This window comes from Streptococcus sp. HMSC065H07, assembly GCF_001837325.1.
In the GTDB taxonomy this organism is placed as follows: domain Bacteria; phylum Bacillota; class Bacilli; order Lactobacillales; family Streptococcaceae; genus Streptococcus; species Streptococcus salivarius_H.
The window spans coordinates 61205-85649 of sequence record NZ_KV832038.1; the positions used below are offsets into that span (position 1 = coordinate 61205).

At 39.4% G+C, this 24445-nt stretch carries 18 protein-coding genes; 15 read left to right on the forward strand and 3 right to left on the reverse strand.

All coding sequences use genetic code 11. The features are described from left to right. Positions 1 to 40: 40 nt before the first annotated feature. The 7 genes from HMPREF2637_RS06495 (at position 41) to metG (ending at position 8049) form a co-directional block, all read left to right on the forward strand. A complete protein-coding gene (locus tag HMPREF2637_RS06495; protein WP_064523763.1) occupies positions 41 to 1105 on the forward strand; it encodes a PhoH family protein in 1065 nt (354 codons plus the stop codon). A gap of 126 nt (positions 1106 to 1231) precedes the next feature. Continuing rightward, a complete protein-coding gene (locus HMPREF2637_RS06500) occupies positions 1232 to 1930 on the forward strand; it encodes a BAR domain-containing protein (protein WP_064525591.1) in 699 nt (232 codons plus the stop codon). A gap of 152 nt (positions 1931 to 2082) precedes the next feature. Further along, positions 2083 to 3129, forward strand: a complete 1047-nt coding sequence (locus HMPREF2637_RS06505) for a hypothetical protein (protein WP_037599554.1) — start codon at positions 2083 to 2085, stop codon at positions 3127 to 3129. 130 nt (positions 3130 to 3259) lie between these two features. Continuing rightward, complete coding sequence (locus HMPREF2637_RS06510) at positions 3260 to 4138, forward strand: hypothetical protein (RefSeq protein ID WP_064523766.1); 879 nt, start codon at positions 3260 to 3262, stop codon at positions 4136 to 4138. 75 nt (positions 4139 to 4213) lie between these two features. After that, complete coding sequence (locus HMPREF2637_RS06515; RefSeq protein WP_050989605.1) at positions 4214 to 4918, forward strand: hypothetical protein; 705 nt, start codon at positions 4214 to 4216, stop codon at positions 4916 to 4918. 102 nt (positions 4919 to 5020) lie between these two features. After that, positions 5021 to 5890, forward strand: coding sequence for a hypothetical protein (locus HMPREF2637_RS06520; protein ID WP_002890119.1), 870 nt, complete (start codon positions 5021 to 5023; stop codon positions 5888 to 5890). Between the two features lie 155 nt (positions 5891 to 6045). After that, positions 6046 to 8049 carry a methionine--tRNA ligase gene (metG, locus tag HMPREF2637_RS06525; protein WP_064523769.1) on the forward strand — a complete coding sequence of 668 codons (2004 nt, stop codon included), beginning with the start codon at positions 6046 to 6048 and terminating at the stop codon, positions 8047 to 8049. A 233-nt stretch (positions 8050 to 8282) separates the two neighbouring features. Here the strand turns inward: metG and HMPREF2637_RS06530 are convergent, their stop codons facing one another. The 3 genes from HMPREF2637_RS06530 to HMPREF2637_RS06540 all read right to left on the reverse strand — a co-directional run bounded on the left by HMPREF2637_RS06530 (position 8283) and on the right by HMPREF2637_RS06540 (position 11015). Next, positions 8283 to 9128: an aldo/keto reductase gene (locus HMPREF2637_RS06530; RefSeq protein ID WP_070839714.1), complete on the reverse strand. Its 846-nt coding sequence runs from the start codon at positions 9126 to 9128 to the stop codon at positions 8283 to 8285. Positions 9129 to 9138: 10 nt separating this feature from the next. Then, positions 9139 to 10035, reverse strand: a complete 897-nt coding sequence (locus HMPREF2637_RS06535; protein ID WP_064523775.1) for a LysR family transcriptional regulator — start codon at positions 10033 to 10035, stop codon at positions 9139 to 9141. A gap of 239 nt (positions 10036 to 10274) precedes the next feature. Further along, positions 10275 to 11015, reverse strand: a complete 741-nt coding sequence (locus tag HMPREF2637_RS06540) for a CPBP family intramembrane glutamic endopeptidase (protein ID WP_064523779.1) — start codon at positions 11013 to 11015, stop codon at positions 10275 to 10277. Between the two features lie 410 nt (positions 11016 to 11425). Between HMPREF2637_RS06540 and HMPREF2637_RS06545 the strand changes: the two genes are divergently transcribed. From HMPREF2637_RS06545 to alaS, 8 genes are all read left to right on the forward strand, one after another. Beyond that, entirely contained in the window at positions 11426 to 13363 is a 1938-nt protein-coding gene (locus HMPREF2637_RS06545) for a GbpC/Spa domain-containing protein (RefSeq protein WP_064523782.1), read from the forward strand. Between the two features lie 1299 nt (positions 13364 to 14662). Continuing rightward, entirely contained in the window at positions 14663 to 15622 is a 960-nt protein-coding gene (locus tag HMPREF2637_RS06550; RefSeq protein ID WP_064525593.1) for a competence protein CoiA, read from the forward strand. Between the two features lie 10 nt (positions 15623 to 15632). Then, positions 15633 to 17438: an oligoendopeptidase F gene (pepF, locus tag HMPREF2637_RS06555; protein WP_002885594.1), complete on the forward strand. Its 1806-nt coding sequence runs from the start codon at positions 15633 to 15635 to the stop codon at positions 17436 to 17438. 213 nt (positions 17439 to 17651) lie between these two features. After that, entirely contained in the window at positions 17652 to 18872 is a 1221-nt protein-coding gene (locus HMPREF2637_RS06560; protein WP_070839717.1) for an L-lactate MFS transporter, read from the forward strand. 71 nt (positions 18873 to 18943) lie between these two features. Next, positions 18944 to 19651, forward strand: coding sequence for an O-methyltransferase (locus HMPREF2637_RS06565; RefSeq protein WP_070839719.1), 708 nt, complete (start codon positions 18944 to 18946; stop codon positions 19649 to 19651). Between the two features lie 61 nt (positions 19652 to 19712). After that, positions 19713 to 20855, forward strand: a complete 1143-nt coding sequence (locus tag HMPREF2637_RS06570) for a peptidyl-prolyl cis-trans isomerase (protein ID WP_014633987.1) — start codon at positions 19713 to 19715, stop codon at positions 20853 to 20855. Positions 20856 to 21193: 338 nt separating this feature from the next. Further along, entirely contained in the window at positions 21194 to 21679 is a 486-nt protein-coding gene (locus HMPREF2637_RS06575) for an LURP-one-related/scramblase family protein (RefSeq protein WP_064520603.1), read from the forward strand. Positions 21680 to 21703: 24 nt separating this feature from the next. Then, positions 21704 to 24322: an alanine--tRNA ligase gene (gene alaS, locus HMPREF2637_RS06580; RefSeq protein ID WP_013990152.1), complete on the forward strand. Its 2619-nt coding sequence runs from the start codon at positions 21704 to 21706 to the stop codon at positions 24320 to 24322. Positions 24323 to 24445: the final 123 nt, after the last annotated feature.

Genomic DNA, 24445 nt, shown 5'->3' on the forward strand with positions numbered 1-24445 from the left:
GATATAATGGATAAAAATACTTAAGAAAGAGGAACTCTATTTGCAAGAGTATTCTGTTGAAATTACCCTAAATCACCCAGATGATGTCTTATCACTTTTTGGAACCAATGAGCGCCATCTAAAACTTATCGAAGAAAACCTAAATGTTATCATTCATGCTCGAACAGAGCGTGTGCAGATTCTTGGAGATGACGAGGAAAGTGTTGAATTGGCTCGCTTGACCATTCAAGCCCTCCTTGTTTTAGTGGAGCGTGGAATGCTAGTCAACACATCAGATGTTGTCGCAGCCTTGACCATGGCTCAAGATGGTTCAATTGATAAGTTTGTTGCTTTATATGAAGAAGAGATTATCAAGGACAATAGTGGTAAGCCTATCCGAGTGAAGACTTTAGGACAAAAGGTCTATGTTGATAGCATTAAAAATCATGATGTGGTCTTTGGGATTGGTCCAGCCGGTACAGGGAAGACCTTTCTAGCGGTTACCCTTGCAGTTACAGCTCTTAAACGTGGCCAAGTTAAACGTATTGTTCTAACGCGTCCGGCGGTTGAGGCAGGTGAAAGTCTTGGCTTTTTGCCTGGCGATCTCAAGGAAAAGGTAGATCCTTACCTTCGTCCAGTTTATGATGCCCTCTATCAAATTCTTGGCAAAGAGCAAACGACTCGCCTAATGGAACGTGAAATTATTGAGATTGCCCCTCTTGCTTATATGCGTGGTCGTACCCTCGAAGATGCCTTTGTTATCCTTGATGAAGCGCAAAATACAACCATCATGCAGATGAAGATGTTCTTGACTCGTCTTGGGTTTAATTCTAAGATGATTGTCAATGGAGATATGAGCCAGATTGACCTTCCACGTCGTGTTAAATCTGGTCTTGTCGATGCCATGGAGAAATTGAAGGGAATCAAGGCTATTGATTTTGTTCACTTTTCTGCTAGCGATGTCGTACGTCACCCAGTTGTAGCTGATATCATTAATGCTTATGAAAAAGATGCACTTAAAGTTGACTTTGAGGAAAAATCAGAGGAAACAAACAAGGTTGAAGAAGAAACAGCGTCAGGATTGACCGAATACCCAGTTATAGGTGCTGAGGATCTTAAAAAGTAAATAGATGAAAAGAGGTTTGAGAGTATGTGTTCTCAACCTCTTTTTCTTTGGTAGTCAAGTCACAGATTTCCTCTCTATTTTTGGTAAAATAGTATTAAAGAGTAGGCTAATATGAAGGGGAGAGGTATGACTAAGGCAAAAAAATGGAAGATTGGGATTATTGTTTTTCTAGGACTTGTTGCGACAGTTTTTATTGCTATAGGAGAGGGAAGATTTTGGAAGTATCAACAGAACTATATTCCAGATGGTACCTATCAGATGGTAAAATATGAGGCTAAATCGGCATATTCCAATGAATTGATAAATTGGACTGAGCGAGGAGAGAATAATGATAGCTTATATGAGGATTTTATAGTTGTTGAGAATATGAAATCTCAATTTTATTATGTTTTTGTGGGGGATGGGGAACCTTTTGTCTCACCATTTGAGCACGATGAAAAGCTTCCACAGACTTTTGACCCACATACTGGGACTTTGAAACAGGATTTAACACCCTCAGAATATGGGAATAAGGTTCATTCTAATCTTCAAAAGTTCAATAAAGACGGTGGTCAATTTAGAAAATGGCGAGAGATTTCTACTAGTGAGTGTGTTGAAGATTATAAAAGAATGTTGAAACGAAAACGTACTTACGAGAAAAGACCTAAAGGCTTCGCAATAAATGTTTATGATACGAACGGAAATATTTCTTCTCGAAGAGTTTTTGAGCGTTTGAGTTCGAGTGAGGCAGAGGACCTTCATTTAGATTACGAAGGTGCATATAAATTTGTAAAAGAGAGTAGATTTGATTGGCAAACGGAAAGTGATTTTCTCATCTGGCGTTGAACTACTTACCGACCAAGCACCTCTTTACTATCGAGAATCATAGCCAAATGTTTTATTAAAAAACCTTACAGTCTTTATGATAATTGTCAAATACTATTTCACCATTTATTTTGGTACAATAGAACAGTAGACCAATAAAAAAGGAGATTATTATGAACCAGCAAGAGTGGATTGAGTACTTTGAATTAGTCAACGGTCGTAAACCAACTCCCGCAGAGTTATCTCAAGCTCAAGCAGCAGGCGAGTTTATCCTTGAACGACCTAATGTCTTTGGAGCAACTGGACAGGCTAATGAGCCAAGAAATATTAAACCAGCTGAACCTGTTATTTCTATGACGCAACAGCCTCAGTTTGCCCAAACAACAGCAACCTTCCAACAAGTCGTACCTGCTAAAAAAGGAATGTCAAAAAAAGCCAAGATTATTCTAGCATCAGTCTTGGGTGCTGTGGCAGTGATTTTACTTTCTGTTGGTGGCTATTCATTATGGCGTTATCAGTCAGGTAAGATTGCGGATGGAACATATGAGGTAGTGGCCTATTCTTATCGTGATGAAGATAAAGATAAGATGGTAAATGCTTTCGATGAATTTGATGATGTCTACTCCTTTGTAGAAGTAAAAAATAATAGATCTAGATACTATTCTTATCTCGAGGACAATAAATCACCTTATGTTAGCTTGTTAGAGTATGAACATGAAATCCCTCAGCAGTTCGATCCATGGAATAAAACTCAGACAGAAGTTTTAACAGTTGAAGAGCTTGAATCTACAGTCAAAGACTTCATGAAAGATATGTCTAAGGATTATTCTTTTTACACTAAAGACGCTACAAAAGAAGCCGTTAAAGAATCTGTAAAATCTTACAAGAAATCTCTCAAAGAAAAACGAACTTACGTCAAAAAAGGTAACGAGTATACGCTATCTACTTATGACAAGGATGGAGAGCTTCAATCCCGTGTTACTTTTAAGCGTATGAGTAAGGGGGATGCTGAAGAGCGTTGGGATGATTATAAGGATGCAATTAAAGATTATAAGAAAGAATTGAAGACTTATAGTGATCAGTACGACGAGTATAAGGATTACTTTAATTATGGTTATGGAGGTGACTACGGTTATGGTTACAGCGATGACTATGGTAGTGGTTCTAAATCAGGCTCTGACGATAGTAAAAGCAGCAAAAAAGGCATTGATAAAATTTAATCAGCCAATGATGTAAATGAGCAAAGTGGTACAAGAAGGAGAGCTAAAACTCCATCTTGGTACCGCTTTTCTTTTTATGAAAATAGTCAAATAGCTTTGGAGTCTTTTTTCTGGTAGAATGGAAATATCAATGAAAAAGGGGACTTTTATGAACGAAAAAGAGTGGTTAGATTATTTCGAAACAATCAATAATCGTAAGCCGACAGAGGAAGAAATCCAACAAGCAAAAGCTAATGGGGAATTTATTTCTCAAGAGTCTAAGGACGAGGGTGTTAATCCTCAACAATCTCAGTTGAGTGATCAAGTGACACAAGCCGTTTCACAAGTTGCTCCTGCTAAGACAGGCTTGTCTAAGAAAGCTAAAATTATTATTGCTTCTGTGGTGGGAGCGATTGTCCTAGTGGCACTTTCATTTGGTAGCTATGCGTTTATGCACCTGCAAGGTGGTAAAATACCTGAAGGAACCTATCTACTTGAAACTTATCGCTTTTACCATAAAGATAAGAAGAAAATGGTTGATGGTATGGAATCTTTCAAGGAAAGTGGCCTAGAGGCTCATGATTTTGTTAAAGTCAAAGGGAACAATGTTAAATTTTATTTTTATACCTTAGCTGGCGGGAACAATCTGGTTGACTTTACAGACTATGATACTGACGAAGCATACCGTCCAGATGCTTGGTCTAGAACGCTTAAACCAAACATGTCACTATCTGAATATACGAAAGTCATTGACCAGGCAGTAGATAATCAATACAAAATAAGTGAATATCGAACTAAGGCTGATAACGATGAAAGTAAAAAGATTTACGTTAAATCCTACAAAGAATCTCTCGAAGAGACCGTTCGATACAAGGTTAAGGGTGATAAATTAATCGTCACAACTTATAATAAGAAAGGTAAACTTACAGAAGAAAGAAGCTTCAAACGCCTATCAGAGGATGACGTGAAGAAATTAGATTATGACTATGAACGTGATGTTAGAGCTGATAAAAAGCTCTTTCAAAACTAGTAATGTTTAAAACCAGCCTAGCTGGTTTTTTCTTTGATACCAGATAAAATAAATTTAAGTGGAAAAGAGGAAATTATGACTCAACAAGATTTACAGCTTGACAATCAGGATGGGCTTCAGGGTGTGAAAGGTACTTTGATTACCATCTCAATTATTTGGGGGACTATGGCCCTTATAACTGGTTTTGTATTGTTGGGTGTATATGGTTCTAATCAAATTTCTGATGGAACCTATCAACTTGAATCTATTCATATTTATAGTTCTTCTAGATACGATGAGGAAGCATTTAATAGGGAACATGATACTTACGGAGATGGGATTGCAGACTTTGTTAAGGTTAAGGGGAGAACTTTGAAGTTTTATAGTTATCCTAAAGAAGGAGCGTTAAGTAGTGACTCTCTAGCTGGTTATCAGATAGGAACCGAATTCCATGTTGAAGCTTTTCACCAAACGCTTAAACCGACAAAAACTCTTGCAGAGTATCGTAAAGAAGTAGAATCTTATGTTGACAGCAGATTTGCAGCTGGTAGGCAAATGTCAGCGTCTGATTCTGCGACTCTAAAAAATAAAATCGTTGATGAGTACAGTGAGTCTCTCCAAGGAAGAGTAAACTATCAGCAATTTGGTCCTAAACACTATAAAAAATTGACAATTTATAAATACGATCAACTGGGTAATCTGATGGAGGAACGTATTTATTCACCTGTACTATATAAGGACGCAGAGAAACTAGATACTAGCTATTTTCATGATACCAAACCAGGTAACAAGAAACATTGATTGTAATACTAACCAGCCTAGCTGGTTTTTTCTTTTATGAAAAGCGTTTAAGAAGGTATTTTTCTGGTAAAATGAAAGTAGAAATGGGAAGGGGGTACTATCATGAATGAAAAAGAGTGGTTAGACTATTTCGAAATAATCAATAATCGACAACCGACAGCGGAAGAAATCCAACAGGCTAAAGCTAGTGGCGATTTTATTTCTCAAGGGCCTAAGGTAGAGAAAGTCAAGCCACAAGTTCAACTCAGAGAACAGGTGACACAACCAGTTTCACAAGTTAGGACTCCTAAAACAGGATTGTCTAAGAAGGCAAAAATCATAATAGTTTCTCTAGTTGGGACAATACTTCTATTGGCACTTTCCTTAGGTTCTTACGCCTTTATACACCTGCAAAGAGGTAAAATTCCTGAGGGAACCTATCTAATTGAATCTCACTATTATTATGACAAAGATGAGAAAGAGATGGTTGATGTTTTAGAGTATAATGAATCCATCGATATATATGTTCGAGACTTTGTTAAAGTAAGAGGCAATCATTTAAAAACATGTGATTATTTTTTAAGTAATGGCGAAGGCTATGTTTATAAGATAGATTATATGACTGGTTATAATTTCGACTGTGACGCTTGGTCAAGGAGTCTTAAGCATACTTGGACACTTTCAGAATATGAAGATATGGTTGGTAAGCTTCTAAGAAAATACTATAAGGGTGCTCCTCTTAAAACTGAGTCGGGAATTGAGAGAGACATAAAAGAATATAGAAAAAGGTATAAATCAGAGTTGAAAAGGACTTATCGTTATAAGTTAATAGGAGACAGACTAACAATTATTAGCTATGATGGAGATGGGGAAATTCATTCTGTGCGGACCTTCAAACGCTTGTCCAAAGCAAAAGAGGAAAAATTACAATCTGACTATGATAAATTCTCTAAGAAGGATAGGGAGTTGAAAAGGTTAATATTAAGCTTTTAAGTTGCGAATGTCATTCAAAGTGAATCTTATGTTCCTCGCAAATTAATATTATTTAAAACCAGCTAGTCTGGTTTTTTTAGTGTCCAAAACGTGCTATAATAAGATGTTATATCATCAGTGTTAGCCCATTTGTTAACACATGAAAGGAAATTAAAATGACAAAAACATTCTACATCACAACACCTATCTACTACCCATCTGGTAAATTACATATTGGTTCTGCCTATACAACCATTGCTTGTGACGTTTTGGCACGTTACAAACGTATGATGAACTACGATGTCTTCTATCTTACTGGGCTTGATGAACACGGCCAAAAGATTCAACAAAAAGCTGAAGAAGCAGGAATCACACCACAAGAGTATGTGGATGGTATGGCTGTTGGTGTTAAGGACCTCTGGCAACTTTTGGATATCTCATACGATAAATTCATCCGTACGACTGATGATTACCATGAAAAAGTTGTTGCTCAAGTTTTCGAGCGTCTCTTGGAACAAGGAGATATCTATCTTGGTGAATACTCAGGTTGGTACTCAGTTTCAGACGAAGAATTCTTCACTGAAAGTCAGTTGGAAGAAGTTTACCGTGATGAGCAAGGTAATGTCATTGGTGGGGTAGCTCCATCAGGGCATGAAGTAGAGTTGGTTTCTGAAGAATCATATTTCTTTAAACTCAGCAACTACGCAGACCGTTTGACTGCCTTCTTTAAAGAACACCCAGAATTTATCCAACCTGATGGTCGTATGAATGAAATGCTTAAAAACTTCATCGAGCCAGGCTTGGAAGATTTGGCTGTGTCACGTACAACCTTTACTTGGGGAGTAAAAGTACCGTCAGATCCAAAACACGTGGTTTATGTGTGGATTGATGCCCTTATCAACTATATTACTGCCCTTGGTTATGGTCAGGATGAGCATGGTAACTTTGATTTGTTCTGGCAAAATGATGAAAACCACGAAATTATCCACATGATTGGTAAGGATATTCTTCGTTTCCACTCAATTTACTGGCCAATCATCCTTATGGCTCTTGATTTGCCATTGCCTACACGTCTTGTTGCCCACGGTTGGTTCGTCATGAAAGACGGTAAGATGTCTAAGTCTAAAGGAAACGTGATTTATCCAGAAATGTTGGTAGAGCGTTTTGGTCTTGATCCACTCCGTTACTACCTCATGCGTAGTTTGCCAGTCGGTTCAGATGGGACCTTCACACCAGAAGACTATGTGGCTCGTATCAACTACGAGTTGGCTAATGACCTTGGGAACCTCCTCAACCGTACAGTTGCCATGATTAACAAGTATTTCGGTGGTCAAGTGCCTGCCTATGTTGAGAACGTTACAGACTTTGATGCTGATTTGGCTAAGGTTGTGGCTGAAAATATTGAAGAATTCCATAAACAAATGAATGCTGTAGATTTCCCACGTGCCTTGGACGCCGTTTGGAACATCATTTCACGTACCAATAAGTATATTGATGAAACAGCTCCTTGGGTACTTGCCAAAGAGGATGGTGACAAGGAACAATTGGCAGCGGTTATGGCTCACTTGGCGGCTAGCCTTCGTGTGGTAGCCCACCTCATCCAACCATTCATGATGACAACTTCAAATGCCATTATGGAACAACTTGGATTGCCAGTAGCATTTGACCTTGAAAATCTTGAACTTTCAGGCTTCCCAGAAAATGTGACAGTCGTTTCAAAAGGAACTCCAATCTTCCCACGTCTTGACATGGACGAAGAAATTACCTACATCCAATCTCAAATGAATGCAGGCAAACCTCAAGAGAAAGAATGGAACCCAGAAGAGGTCGAACTTAAGTCTGAAAAAGACCAAATCAAATTTGACGACTTTGACAAGGTTGAAATCCGTGTCGCTGAAGTTAAAGAAGTGGAAAAAGTCGAAGGTTCAGACAAATTGCTTCGCTTCCGTCTTGACGCTGGCGACGGAGAAGACCGTCAAATCCTCTCAGGTATCGCTAAATTCTATCCAAACGAACAAGAATTGGTCGGCAAAAAACTTCAAGTCGTGGCTAACCTTAAACCACGTAAGATGATGAAGAAATATGTCAGCCAAGGTATGATTCTTTCTGCTGAACATAACGGCAAACTCACTGTCTTGACAGTGGATCCATCTGTTCCAAATGGAAGTGTGATTGGGTAAAATATCATATAAAAACAGTTTTCCAATTCGTAGAATTGCTAAACTGTTTTTTTACTAATCTTCGGTTGTGAGTAAAGCGCTTGAAACACTTCTAAGTCTAACACTTAGGAGTTCTGATTCCTTAAAACTGAAAATTATCTATTGAAGAATGTCCCCTAAGGTCTGTAACTACTTAAAGAAAGTCCCAAGAGGAGCTAGTGTATAAGAAAACGAGTTCAGTTGAACTCGTTTTTTTATACACTATATTTCAATAAATGTTTAATGCGTTCTACACTTTCATCAGGACCATAAGCATTTGGGTATCGGTCTAGTTTACTAATAGCATCAAGGTCTGCTTGGTCTAGGTGGAAGTCAAAGCTATCAAAGTTTTCCTTCATTCGTTCGATATGGGTACTTTTAGGAATGGTCAGAATGCCTTGTTGGGTTTGCCATCTGAGGATGACCTGAGCGACTGTCTTGCCATGTTTTTCAGCGATAGCAGTCAGAGTTGAGTCCTGAAAAATACCATCCTCTCCTCTGTGAAAAGGAGCCCAGGCTTGTGTTAGGGTACCAAATTCCTTATCAGCTTTCTGGATAAGTTTGTGTTGTTTATAGGGATGCAACTCGATTTGATTGACCGCTGGAATGACAGGTGTCTGCAAGGCAAAATCCGCCAAACGTCCTGTTGAGAAGTTAGAAACCCCAATGGCTCTAATAAGTCCTTCATGCTGAAGCTCAATCATAGCACGCCAGGCACCATGTAAGTCGCCAAAAGGTTGATGAATCAAATATAAATCAAGATAGTCAGTATCTAGTTTGCGAAGTGTTTCTTTTAGGGCTAATTTGGTATCTTCGTAGCCGAGCTGGCTAATCCAGGCTTTACTAGTCAAGAAAATATCCTCTCGAGGGATACCAGATGCCTTAATAGCACGTCCCACGGCTTCCTCATTTCGATATAGACTAGCAGTATCAATTAATCGATAGCCTACAGAAAGAGCGTCTTCAACGGCTTTTTGACATTCCTTTTGGTCGAAAATTTGCCAGACGCCAAAACCGAGTACGGGTATTTTGATGCCATTGTTAAGTGTTTGAAATTCCATTTTCTTCTCCTTAGTGGTGGGGTAGTAAGCTATCCTGAATTTCCTCGATAAATGCTTGAATAATTGCGGATTGTTTCTGTTTATTATTTGTCACAAACCCCAAGGTGTGCTTTGGACTGTTCTTCAGTGGAAGTAAAACAATTTGGTCCTTAATGAAACTATTAACAATACCGAGGCCAGAAGCGTAACTATCTGAGGCACAGAGCAAATTCATGACACTGCCTCGGTCATTACTGTAGATCACTTGTTGGTCAGGCAGAACCTCGAGAGGATCTTCGTCAAAATGAATTCCAGAGCTTTCTTGACGAAAGCGGACCTGTGAGTATCCCTCTAAATCTTTGAGATTGAGGGATTTTTTGTGAGCTAGGGGATGTTGGCGACCTAAGAAAATCTTGGTTTCAAACTCTCCAAGTGGGGTGAAAGTCAGATCCATGTGTTGGAAACTGCGTTCTAGGATATGGTCGTTATCTTCATCTAGATAAATAATCCCCAGATCACTTTCGAAGCTTTCAACGCTTTTGAGAATCTTCCTAGTTGTTGTTTCAATCAGTTGAAATTCTTGATAATCACTACGAAAACGTTGGGCAATGTGAGCCATGGGAAGTGACAAGAAATCGTAGTGGTGACTGGCAACAGTGAATGATTTCTTAAAGGATTTTCGATAGCGTCCTTCTAGTAGATCTAGCTCTCCAAGAATACGTTTGGCGTATTTGAGAAAATCATGACCGTCATCAGTTAGTTTAGCTCCTGTATTGGAACGTTCAAAGAGTTGGACTCCAAGTTCTTCCTCTAAATCACGGATGGATGCTGAGAGATTAGGTTGAGTCAAAAAGAGTTTTTTAGCAGCCTTACTAAAAGACCCTGTTTCAGCGATAGTCTGAACATAGCGACATTGTTGAAAATTCATAAGCATCCCCTTTAAAAAAATATGATTGTAGGTCATATTATAACAAAATGAGAAGTCTAAAATCAGCAAAATTCTGATAGGAATAGATGAAGACCTGATATGAAATTTCTATGATTAAATCGTTTTTGGAGTAATAATGGAAATTGAGATAAGTTGTAAGAATGTGGTGCTGATAAATGAAAAACTGCATCCCCAGGTTAGACACCAAAAATCTAACTTGTGGGATGCAGTTTGAAATACTAGTCATTAAGATATCTAATGGCTTTCAATTTTTTAGGACGAATAAGGAAGAGTCCTAGGGCAATTAAAGGTAGCCAGAAAATGAAATGCCAGATACTTGTAGCTGGTGCAGCCTGTGTTGATTGCGAGAGAAGGACACTGGCAAAATCAACCAAACAGTGCAGAATAATAGTCCACCAGAGGCTACCAGTACGTAGGTAAATAGCAGCAAAGAATATGCCTATAGCTGTCGCATAATAAACCTGGAACAAGGTAGCGTTCAAGGGCTGGTGAGTGAGGTTTCCAAGATGGGCTAGTCCAAAAATTATGGCAGATAAGAAAACGACTCCTAAAACCTGTTTTGAAGATCTAATACCATCTTGGAAGGCGAGTTTAAGGAAAAGTCCACGAAAAAAATATTCCTCAAAAAACCCGGCTCCTAAGGCAATAACCAAGGCAGTTCCTATCATGTGAGGTGCTTTACTGATCCCAAAAGCAACCGCAGAAACATAGAAGAAATCTGCCAAAAGAAGAAACCAACAAACCCCTAAGGTTTCAGACCAACTTATCTTTTTAGTCGATTTGATCTCTAATCCAAGGCGTCTCTGTACGAGGAAATAGTATAGACACATAAGGCCAAGCGTTTTAATGAGATAACCTATATTCTCAGGCAAAGGCCTAAGAAGCAAACGAAGTACAAGGTTTGCTAATATAAAACTAACCCCAAGAAGAATCAGCAATCTCATTTCTTTTTTTGTCATTGAAAAGTCCCCCAACTTTCTTAACATTTTTTTCAAGCGTACTACGAAAAACGCTTAAAGTCAAGGTCTTGAAGGTGTTTTTTATGTGTTTTTAGTAATGAAGAGGTCACTTCATGATAACCCGAATATAGTAGAAAACATATGCTATCTTAGAAACAGTCCTTTATGAGAAAAAAATGAACGGCTGTAAGAAAGTAATAAGTGAAAACTCTATGAACCCCTTACGAATTACAATTAATTGTAAAGAAATGGTTAAATTATAACAAAAGTGTGTCAAACTTTAAAAACATGTAGCAAATATATAATATTTTTTTCAGAAAACTATTGCCAAATTTTGAAAATCACGGTAGTATATTAAACGGTGAAGAAAATAGGTTAATAAAATGTTAACCAAGAAGGAGAAAGTGTAAATGAAAGTCAATCCATTTAAAACAACATTGTATTCAAGCGTATTGCTTGCAGGACTCGCGGCTACAAGCGTAGCAGCTGCGGATGAAGCTAAAGATGTAACAGCAACTACTGATACTGATGCAACCGTATCAAATACGACTGCAGAATCAAGTGCTAATCTTGTTAAAACAACAGGTGATGCAGCAGTTGTCACTACAGTACCTGGAACAGAAGAAAAAACTACTACTGAAACAGATACTACTGTAAAAACAACAACTAAAGCTATTGCTGAAGTTTCAAATCCTGACTTCAATAACGCTGTTGAAGCTGCAACAACGACTGCAGCAGCATCAAAAGATTCTGCTGATGTTAAAGCTGTTCAAGATCAAGCAGCTAAAGATGCTCAAGAAGCTTCAAATACAATTGTTTCTGAAAATAAATTGACTCGTGAAGAAGCTGATGCAGCTCTTACATCTGCTAAAGCAAATGTTGTTGCAACAGGAGGATTCACAGCTACAGAAGAAGCAGGTGTGAAACACACTAGCGTCGAAGCTGCTAACAATGACAACAAAGTTCAAACAACAGCTTTGACAACTGCGGTTTCAGAATATAATCAAAAACTTGCAGATTACAAAACACAATTGGACAAATACTACCAAGACGTTCTTGCTTATGCTGCTTGGGAAAAATCATACAAGGAATATACTGGTGGAACAACAGCTCGTCTTTTGACAAAGGGCTTGGCTGAAAATGCCACTGGCTTGATTTATAAAACAGAATCTAATTCTACTATGACTGTTGAAAACTCAGCAGGTTCAGTTGACTACTTGGATAAAACAATCCAATCAGGTCACTCAGTAGATGAAATCCTTGAACAGTTCAACACATCTCGTTACATTCCAAGTGACTTCAGTGCAGCTAACGGTACACAGTACACTATCAATGCTGATGGTGAATATACTGAAGATGTATGGTTGAAAATGGCTACAGGTCAAACGTTGACTGTAACATACAACAATCTAAACGGAACATCATTCAATGGTACTCCAGTTAAGAAAATCGTTGCAACTTACACTTTGGTAGAAACACCAAGTACAGATGGTTCAGCCATTGTTAAGTTGTACCACGATCCCACGAAGACACTTTTCATTGGTTCACAAACTGACGACACTAACAAAAAACTTCATGTTAAGATGAACTTGAACTTCTTTGATTCTGAGTCATCAGTGACACCACTTGATTTGTCTAAAAATGGTTCAGTTTTGAGTATCTCATCACTTAACCACTGGAACACTGAGCTTGGAAACCACATTGAAAAAGTTGGTTTGAATGGTAATGAGTACGTTCAAATTCCTGGTTCATCTATCACTTTGCATGAGGATGGTTATGCTTATGCAACAAACGATAACGAATTCGTGGCTAACGGTTCACGCTTTAACAGTGACCCAACAGTAGACCCAACAACTGGTGAAGTCACAGATGAAGGTTGGGATGCGATTAACCCAGATGGAACACCTCGTACGAAGAATGCCTACTACGGTGCAGCTGCAACAATCTTCAAGGGTGAACCAATGGACTTCATCGTAAGCGGAAATAACCTTAACGTTCCAACTGCTTACTGGTTCGCAACTAACTCAACAGTAGTTGTTCCTGAATTGCCAGAAGAACCAAATAAACCAGTTCTTCCAAATACTGTTTCAGCATCAGTTACTTACCACAAAAACTTTGTGTCTGTTGAAGAAACAACTGAGAAACCAAAACCTCAAGTACCAACAACTCCAACAGAACCTACACCAGGTAAACCTGTAACACCAACATCAGTACCTGTAAAAGAAGAAGCTCCAGCTCTTCCAGTTACTGGTGAAAAATCAACAGCAGCTTCTGCAGCAGCAGGTGCAGCTATGGTGACATCAGCTTTGGCCTTGTTCGGTATCTCAACTTACAAACGTAAACACTAAGATAATACAAAAAAAGCTAGGAAATTTTCCTAGCTTTTTTAGTTTGGAAGAATCAAGATAGCTAGAAATAAGAAAGATGAAATTTTCTGACATTTAGTAAAACTACTTGATTTAGACTCAAAAAAGAAAAAATGATATACATTTTCTAATTTTTTCAAAACTGCAAACAAGGCCTATATTATAGGCTTTTCTCTATAGCTAACCATGTAAAAAACAAGGGTCTAAATATTATTTTCAAAAAATATGAAATAAATTAATTGACAAAAAATTATAATACAGTATAATAGATTGTGTTAGGAAGAGTTTGTTTTTTGGCAGGGTGACTCCCTGGTCAAAAAAGACTAGCTTAGAATCTGGAATTCTAAGTTATCAAATTCCAATGTTTCATTGTGATGATTTAAAAAAGAGAAGATTTAAACAGCAAAAAATTAGATTAATCGATTTAAAACATCAGCATCATCGTAGTGGGAGCTAGCGGTATTTTTAATCCGTGTAGAGCAAACGACAGATTCAAAAACAGCAGAATCGGTAGAGACTAATCGTCAAAAGCGAAGAGGGAAAGAAAATAAAGCAGTAACTGCTAATATACCTATCAGAAGGTGGACTAAACCTAATGACTGATAGGTGGTATGTTTTGAGAGTGGCTTTTTTAGCCAATACTCTTCTAGGAAATAGTATCTTGTAAGCAGTATGACGTTCTGCGTAAAGAAGCTAGAGGGAAAGTTCTTCAGATTGACTGACTATCAATCACAAGATACTCTTAACTAGAAACCATTTTGGACCAACACGGTTTTGCGTTTGTTGGTATTGAACTGCACCTAGGGAAATGGTGGTTCAATGTTAGTAAATAAAGACTTTAACTTGTAAAAGTCTAAAAATTGTTTTATCTCATTATCAACTCAAGGATTAAGTTTTTAGTGGGATTGCGGAACAAAAGGGTGATAAGCATATTGGGATGATGCTTCAGTGACGGAATTTGACCAGATGTTTGTGAGAGCATCTGTCTATGCTACAATAGCTATTTTTAATGGTTATGTAGGATAGGAACTGTTTTCAAGGTCCTGGTACCAAGGAAAGTTGGGGGATTTTCCTTTAGGTATTGGGATTGTTGAAAAGAGATCAAATGGACTGAGCGGCACTTGTATCCCAAGGTAAGCAATACACCTATAAACCTATGTTTCCATACAGCAGGGAGCAAGTTTCAGTTTGAATGGGGGACGCATCTAGAGTCATCTAGATGTTTTTTTATTTTGTGAATTCTTTTGCGAATAAGTAAGAGAGTGCATGAAGGAGGGTGTCGTGTTAATTGCAAAAAATCCGGAAGGGAAATTGGTTTCAGCACTTGAAACTGAGTTAAATCGCGAGGAAACTTATCGTTGTCCAGGCTGTCAAGGTAGAGTCCTATTGAGGCAGGGGCAGGTAATGTGTCCGCATTTTGCTCATAAGTCTTTACAAGATTGTCAGTTCTTCTCGGAAAATGAATCAGCCCAGCATCTATCCCTTAAGGCGGTATTATATAAGTCCTTGGTTAATCATGGTGAAAAAGTTTGTATTGAAAAGGTTCTGCCTGAGTTAGGCCAGATTGCAGATTTATTTGTTGGCGATTCCTTAGCCCTAGAAGTCCAGTGTTCTCGTTTATCTCAGCAACGTTTGAGAGAGAGGACACGTGCCTATCAGCAAGCAGGTTATGAGGTGCGTTGGCTTTTAGGTGAGGAACTCTGGTTGAATGGACGTTTAACAAACTTACAGCGGGACTTTCTCTATTTTACAGCTAAGATAGGATTTCATCTATGGGAGCTTGATTGGCAGAAAGAGGAAATTAGACTTAAGTATCTCATCTATGAGGATATTTTTGGGAAAGTCTATTACTTAACTAAGGCCTGGTCTTTAACAGAGAATCTCATGACGGTTTTACGTTTTCCCTATCAAGCAGAGAGGGTTGAGACCTATCAAGTGACTCAGCGAAAGAAAGTCTCACATGTAATTCAACGAGAATTAATGGGGAAAAATCCAAGGTGGATGAGAAGGCAGGAAGAAGCCTATCTTAGGGGAATGAATTTGTTATGTCTGTCTGATCAGGATTTTTTCCCACAAGTAAGATTTCCTGAATCTAGGCAGGGTTTTGTACAAATTAGACAGTCACTTGAAGGTTTTGAAAAGCTTTTTAAGAAATATTATCGAAAAAGGCATTTTTCTTATCGACAAACTCTCTACCCTCCCACCTTTTATGCTAAAATAGAAAATAATAGACACAATTAAGGAGAATATTATGTCAGACAATCGTACTCATTTAGAAGAAAAATACACATGGGATTTGACGACCATTTTTGCGACAGATGCAGATTGGGAAACCGAATATGAAAGCACTGTTCAGGATTTGAAGAAGGCTAGTGCTTATGCAGGTCATCTCTTAGATTCTGCTAAGAACTTGCTTGAGGCAACAGAACTTTATATGAGCCTTATGCGTCGCTTGGAGAAAATCTATGTCTATGCGTCAATGAAAAATGACCAAGACACAACAGTAGGTCTGTATCAAGAGTACCAAGCAAAGGCCTCAAACCTTTATTCACAGTTGAGTGAAGCCTTTGCTTACTTTGAGCCTGAATTTATGGCCTTGGATGATAAGAAATTAGCTGAATTTAAAGAACAAGAGCCAGGTCTTGGACTTTATGACCACTATTTCGAACGTCTTTTGGCCAACAAGGATCACGTTCTTTCTCAAGAAGCTGAAGAACTCTTGGCAGCAGCCGGTGATATTTTCAACGGTCCAACGGATACCTTTAATGTCTTGGATAATGCTGATATCCTCTTCCCATGGGTATCAGATGGCCAAGGGGATGTGGTTGAGTTGACACATGGTAACTTTATCACCCTCATGGAATCTAAGGACCGTGACATTCGTAAGGGTGCTTATGAAGCGATGTACGGTACTTACGAGCAGTTCCAACATACCTATGCACAAACACTTCAAGGCGTTGTTAAGGTTCACAATTACCAAGCCAAAGTTCGTCACTATAATTCGGCACGTCATGCAGCACTTGCGGCTAATTTTATTCCAGAGAGTGTTTATGACTCACTCTTGGAATCAGTGAATAAGCATTTGCCACTTTTGCACCGTTACCTTGATTTGCGTAAGAAGGTCTTGGGGCTTGACGAGCTTAAGATGTATGACGTCTACACACCACTTTCTGAGACTGAAACTGCTCTTACTTATGAAGAATCCCTCAAGAAAGCAGAAGAAGTCTTGGCAATCTTTGGTGAAGAGTATAGTAAAGGGGTTCATGCAGCCTTTACGGAACGTTGGATTGACGTTCACCCTAACAAAGGAAAACGCTCAGGTGCCTACTCAGGCGGTGCCTATGATACCAATGCTTTCATGCTTTTGAACTGGCAAGACACTCTGGACAATCTCTTTACCTTGGTTCACGAGACTGGCCACAGCTTGCATTCAACGTTCACACGTCAGACTCAACCATATGTTTACGGAGATTACCCAATCTTCTTGGCGGAAATTGCGTCTACAACCAATGAAAATATCTTGACAGAAACGCTTCTTAAAGAGGTCAAAGATGACAAGACACGTTTTGCTATTCTTAACCACTATTTGGATGGTTTCAAGGGAACTGTCTTCCGTCAAACACAATTTGCAGAGTTTGAACATGCTATCCATGAAGCAGATGCATCTGGTCAAATCTTGACAGCCGACTTCATGAATAAGCTTTACGCAGATCTCAATGAGAAATACTATAATCTCAAAGCTGAAGATAACTACGAAATTCAGTTTGAGTGGGAACGTATTCCGCATTTTTACATGAATTACTATGTCTACCAATACGCTACAGGGTTTGCGGCAGCAAGCTACTTGGCTGAAAAAATTGTTCATGGTACTGAAGAAGATAAGGAAGCTTACCTTACTTACCTTAAGGCGGGAAGCTCAGACTATCCTTTGGAAGTCATCAAGAAAGCTGGTGTTGATATGACCAATACCGACTACTTGGATGCTGCCTTCAAAGTTTTTGAAGACCGTCTTGTTGAATTGGAAGCCTTGGTTGAAAAAGGTGTGCACCTTTCTTAAAAAGAAGTTACTATATGAGAGAATCATTCTGAATCAGGATGATTCTTTTTATGTCTAAAAAAACGAACGTTTGCTAAAAAACAAGCTCTAATTAATATGGAAATACGTTGGTGAGCATATTTATAGCCCATGGTTTATATTCATGATAGACTAAAAACCTAACGTTTTATGTTTTATAAGTGAACAATGTTCAGAAATAGAAAGTAGGTTTTTGTGAAAACAACCAATCGTTATCTTGTAGCAACGTGTGGTGTCTTACTCCATCTTATGTTGGGTTCTACCTATGCTTGGAGTATCTATCGTAATCCTATTATGGCCCAGACTGGCTGGGATCAATCTTCAGTTTCTTTTGCCTTTTCGTTGGCCATCTTTTGTCTAGGGCTTTCTGCAGCTTTCATGGGACGTCTGGTTGAAAAATTTGGTCCTAGAGTGACTGGAAGTATGTCGGCTGTTCTCTATGCTGGGGGTAACATTCTGACAGGAGTTGCCATTGCTCATGGAGAGCTGTGGATGCTTTATCTTGGTTATGGTATTCTTGGTGGTCTAGGACTGGGTGTGGGTTATATTACGCCTGTTTCAACTATTATTAAGTGGTTTCCTGATAAGCGTGGCCTTGCGACTGGCCTTGCCATTATGGGCTTTGGCTTTGCCTCGCTGCTAACTAGTCCCATTGCTCAATATCTGATTCAGGCACGTGGCGTTGAACAGACCTTTTATATCTTGGGAGTTGTTTATTTTGTTGTTATGCTTTTTGTCTCACAATTCATTAAACGACCAAGTGTAGAGGAAGCACAACTGTTGGCTGACAAGAGTCCAAACCGTCAGGCTGCTGATTTGAGCAAGGGAGTTACGGCTAATGAGGCTCTGAAATCATCAACTTTCTACTGGTTATGGCTTATTCTGTTTATCAATATTTCTTGTGGCTTAGCCCTTGTCTCTGCTATTTCTCCAATGGCTCAAGATATGGTTGGGATGTCAGCGGAATCAGCGGCGGTTGTTGTAGGTATTATGGGAATCTTTAATGGTTTTGGTCGCCTTCTGTGGGCAGGCTTGTCGGATTATATTGGGCGTCCGAAGACCTTTATTCTCCTCTTTGTGGTTAATATTGTTATGGCCGTCCTCCTAATTGTTCTACAAGTGCCACTTGTCTTTGTGGTTGCGATGGCTGTTCTGATGACTTGCTACGGGGCAGGATTCTCCTTGATTCCTCCCTACCTTAGCGATATCTTTGGGGCAAAGGAGTTGGCTACCCTTCATGGTTATATTTTGACTGCCTGGGCGATGGCGGCCTTAGTGGGGCCAATGCTCTTGTCGGTAACCTACGAATTGACAAAATCATACCAGATGACCTTGCTTGTTTTCATCGCTCTTTACGTGGTGGCTTTGGTCATTGCTTACCTCTTGAAAAAGAGGGGGTTACGTCAAGTAGCCTAATGATGACGATTTGATTTATAGATAAGAAAAATCTCTAGCACTCGCTAGGGATTTTTTATATAATAAAACACATGGTTAAATCATATAGTAAAAACGCAAATCACAACATGCGACGTCCTGTAGTCAACAAGGATATCGTGGACTACATGCGAACGCATCTTCAAGAAAATAAAGGGCATTTGGCTGAACTGGAAGCCTTTGCTCGTAAGGAAAATATTCCAATTATCCAGCACGAAGTTGTTGCTTATTTCCGATTTTTGTTGCAGACCTTGCAGCCTAAGAAAATCCTTGAGGTAGGAACAGCTATTGGTTTTTCAGCCCTTCTTATGGCTGAGTATGCACCTGATGCTCAGATTACGACGGTTGATCGTAATGAAGAAATGATTGGCTTTGCCAAGGAAAATCTAGCCAAGTATGACAGCCGCAAACAAATTACCTTGGTTGAGGGGGATGCAGCAGAAGTCTTGCAAGATTTGGACACTGATTATGATTTTGTCTTTATGGATTCAGCCAAGTCTAAATATATCGTCTTTCTGCCTGAAATCCTAAAACGTCTTAAGGTTGGCGGTGTGATTGTTTTTGATGATATCTTCCAAGGAGGAGATATTGCTAAAGACATTATGGAGGTTCGCCGTGGTCAACGTACTATCTACCGTGGTTTACATCGCCTTTTTGATGCGACATTAAATAACCCTGGTTTAACTGCTAGTTTGGTACCTATGAGTGATGGACTTCTTATGCTTCGGAAAAATTCTGAAAATATTATCTTGCCAGATTAAGCATTATTTAAGTAAGTGTGGTATAATAACAGAGATATTGACAATTTAAGGAGTAGATAGAATGGCTAAAGAAAATGAAAACCTTGAGTCAACAGAAGAAACTGTTGAAGAGGTTGTAGCAGACAAAGACGCAGAACAAGAGCATCTTGATCGCCAAAAAGAAGAAGAGGAAAGCATCGCCCTCGCCAGTGAAAAAGCGAAAGAAAAAGCTAAACGTGCTAAAACTAAAAAGACACGTGATGCTGGTAAACCAAGCTCAGGTGGTCGCTTCCTTGGGGGTCTTGCCCTTGTAGCTGTTTCAGCTCTCGTTGGTGCAGGTGCTATGTATGTTTCTCTAGGTAACAAAACAACTGAAGAAACAACTTTGGTATCTATGAAAGGTGATACTGTTACTGTTGGTGATGTTTTTGATTCACTTAAAGGTAGCAGCCAAACACAACAAAGTGTTTTGAGTGCAACTTTGCAAAAGGCTCTTGAAAAAGAATATGGTAGCAAGGTCAGCAAAGAAGACGTTGACAAAGCTTATAAGCAAGCTTCAGAACAATACGGAGATCAATTCTCACAAGTACTTGCAGCCTATGGTCAAACAGAAGAGTCATACCGTAATCAAATCCGTACACAAAAATTGGTTGAGTATGCTGTTAACCAAGCCGCACAAAAAGATTTGACGGAAGCAAATTACAAGGCTGCCTACGATAACTACACACCAAATACAGAGGTGCAAGTGGTTTCAACTACTGATAAAGCAGTTGCAGATAAAGTAGACTCTGAAGCTAAGGCAGAAGGAGCAGATTTCTCACAAGTTGCTAAAGATAACAGCTTGGAAGTGACTTCTAAGACAGTTAACTCAGCTTCTCAAGACTTCCCAGCAGATGTTTTGACAGCAGCCTTCAAACAAGATGCTAATGCCGTTTCTGACGTAGTGACTGTTTCAAACAGCTCAACTGGTGCTGCGACTTACTACATCGTCAAAACTGTTTCAAAATCTGAGAAAAATGCAGATTGGAAAAACTATAAGGATGATTTGACTAAGGTTATCATCAATGGTAAGAAATCTGATACTAACTTCACTAACTCAGTGATTGCTAAGGTCCTTAAGAAATATAACGTTAAAGTTGTAGATAAGGCCTTTAGCGCAATTCTTGACCAGTATGTGACTGGTTCTGGAGCTTCATCAAGTTCATCATCAAGCTCTAGCAAATAAATCACAAGATAGAGTTGATAATGCTATTATCAGCTTGACCTAAGACCTAAAACACGTTAAAATGGAGAGTGGCTGAAAGTTCTAATATCATGACATTTTTAGCCTTCCCTTTGAGATTGGTAATCATCGCTTCTGATACAGAAAAATGGCGGTCGCTGCGAGCCATGGACGAATCTGGTTACTTGCTACTCAAAGTTCACAATTAAAGACAAATAAGAATGACAAGTTCATTGAATGAAGGTGGTACCGCGGTTCACGTCGCCCTTCGTTTAGTGGTCTTGTCTTTTATTCTTTGGGTATTTTCTGAATGAAATGTATGACAATATTGGAGGTAGCGTATGAAAACCTATTTTGTCAAACAGAAGTTTCGATTGGGTGGCGAACGCTTTGATATCAAGGATGATCAAGGTAGAGTTGCCTATCAGGTTGAAGGATCCTTTTTCAAGATTCCAAAGACCTTTACAATTTTTGGTGAGGATGGTCGTGAGATTAGTCATATCACCAAGGAGCCGCTTAGTCTCTTGCCTAAGTTTACAGTAGACTTGCAGGATGGTTCGAGTTTTTACATTCGAAAAAAATTAACCCTTCTTCGTGATAAGTATGATGTCGATAATCTTGGCTTGCGAATAGAGGGTAATATTTGGGACTTGGATTTTCAACTACTTAATAGTCAAAATCAGGTAGTTGCTAGGATTCAAAAGGAGCTCTTCCATCTGACATCGACCTATACTGTTACTGTTTATGAAAATACTTACGCCGATTTGGCCATTTCCCTGTGTGTTGCTATTGACTATGTGGAAATGCTCGAGAATAGCTCAAAATAAGAAACATTTATTTAAGGAGAAACAATGAAACAACTTACTTCAGCACAAATTCGTCAAATGTGGCTTGATTTCTGGAAATCAAAAGGTCACGCTGTTGAACCATCAGCTAACTTGGTTCCAGTTAACGATCCAACCCTTCTTTGGATTAACTCAGGGGTTGCCACTTTGAAGAAATACTTTGATGGCTCTGTGATTCCTGAAAATCCACGTATCACCAACTCACAAAAGGCTATCCGTACCAACGATATCGAAAACGTTGGTAAGACAGCTCGTCACCACACAATGTTTGAAATGCTTGGTAACTTCTCAGTTGGTGACTACTTCCGTGATGAAGCCATCGAATGGGGTTATGAGCTTTTGACAAGCCCAGAGTGGTTTGATTTTCCAAAAGACAAACTTTACATGACTTACTATCCAGATGATAAAGATTCATACAACCGCTGGATTGCTTGTGGTGTTGAACCTAGTCATTTGATTCCAATTGAAGATAACTTCTGGGAAATCGGTGCTGGACCTTCAGGACCAGATACTGAAATCTTCTTTGACCGTGGCGAAGACTTTGACCCTGACAATATTGGTATCCGTTTGCTTGAAGAAGATATTGAAAACGACCGTTACATTGAAATTTGGAACATCGTTTTGTCACAATTCAATGCAGATCCAGCTGTTCCACGTTCAGAATACAAGGAACTTCCTAATAAAAACATTGATACGGGCGCAGGTCTTGAACGTCTTGTAGCCGTAATGCAAGGGGCTAAAACAAATTTTGAAACAGACCTCTTCATGCCTATCATTCGTGAAATCGAAAAAATGTCTGGTAAAACTTATGATCCAGATGGTGACACAATGAGCTTCAAGGTCATCGCTGACCACATCCGTTCATTGGCATTTGCCATTGGTGATGGTGCCCTTCCAGGTAATGAAGGTCGTGGTTATGTCCTTCGTCGTCTTCTCCGTCGTGCCGTAATGCACGGCCGTCGTCTCGGCATTTCTGATGCTTTCTTGTACAAACTTGTTCCAACTGTTGGTCAAATCATGGAAAGCTATTACCCAGAAGTTCTTGAGAAGAAAGACTTTATCGAGAAGATTGTTAAACGTGAAGAAGAGACCTTTGCACGTACTATCGATGCGGGTTCAAGCATGCTTGACGAGCTTCTTGCTAACCTTAAGAAATCTGGTAAAGATACGCTTGAAGGTAAAGATATCTTTAAACTTTACGATACTTATGGATTCCCAGTGGAATTGACAGAAGAGTTGGCTGAGGATGAAGGCTTCAAGATTGACCATGAAGGTTTCAAAGCTGCCATGAAAGAACAACAAGAACGTGCGCGTGCTAGCGTGGTTAAAGGTGGTTCTATGGGTATGCAAAATGAAACACTCGCCAACATCACTGAACCATCTGAGTTCTTGTATGAGGCTGAAACAGCAGAAAGCCGTTTGAGCGTAATCGTTGCTGACGATGCTCGTCATGATAGTGTAAATTCTGGTCAAGCACTCCTTGTCTTTGAACAAACACCATTCTACGCTGAAATGGGTGGACAAGTAGCAGACCACGGTACGATCTCAGATGCAGCTGGTACAGTCGTTGCGCGTGTTGTTGACGTTCAACGTGCGCCAAATGGACAGGCCCTTCACACTGTTGAGGTTGAAGGTGAACTTGTTGTAGGTGCTAACTACAAACTTGAAATTGACCACACACGTCGTCACCGTGTTATGAAGAACCACACAGCGACTCACCTCTTGCATGCTGCCCTTCATAATATCGTTGGTGATCATGCTGTTCAAGCTGGTTCTCTTAATGAACAAGAATTCTTGCGTTTCGACTTCACTCACTTTGAGGCTGTAACTCCAGAAGAATTGCGTGCTATCGAAGAACAAGTCAACGAAGAAATCTGGAAAGCCACTCCAGTAACAACTATTGAAACAGACATTGACACTGCTAAATCAATGGGAGCTATGGCCCTCTTTGGTGAAAAATATGGTAAGAATGTTCGTGTCGTTTCAATCGGTGATTACTCTGTTGAGCTTTGTGGTGGTACGCACGTTGCCAACACTGCTGAAATCGGTATGTTCAAGATTGTCAAAGAAGAAGGTATCGGTTCAGGAACACGTCGTATCTTGGCAGTGACATCACGTGAAGCTTACCTTGCTTACCGTGAAGAAGAAGATGCCCTTAAAGCAATCGCAGCAACACTTAAGGCACCACAATTGAAAGAAGTACCTAACAAAGTTGCTAGCCTTCAAGAGCAGTTGCATGCTCTTCAAAAAGAAAATGCTGCGCTTAAAGAAAAAGCAGCTGCAGCTGCAGCTGGTGACGTCTTCAAAGATGTTAAAGAAGCTAACGGTGTTCGTTACATTGCTAGCCAAGTAGAAGTTTCTGATGCAGGTGCCCTTCGTACCTTTGCAGACCAATGGAAACAAGCAGACTACTCTGATGTCCTTGTCCTTGCAGCTCACATTGGCGAAAAAGTTAATGTTCTTGTAGCAAGCAAGTCTAAAGACGTTCACGCAGGTAATGTTATCAAGGTTCTCGCACCAATCGTATCAGGTCGTGGTGGTGGTAAACCAGATATGGCCATGGCCGGTGGTAGCGATGCCAATGGTATCCAAGATCTTCTTTCAGCGGTAGCAGAACAGCTCTAAGATGTGATACAATAAAAGAAACTTGAAAAGGTAGGATGAAAATCCTATCTTTTTTTCTTTAAAAACTTTAGTAATAATATTGAAATAATTGTAAAAAATATTTCAAAGGAGTATAATAGAAAT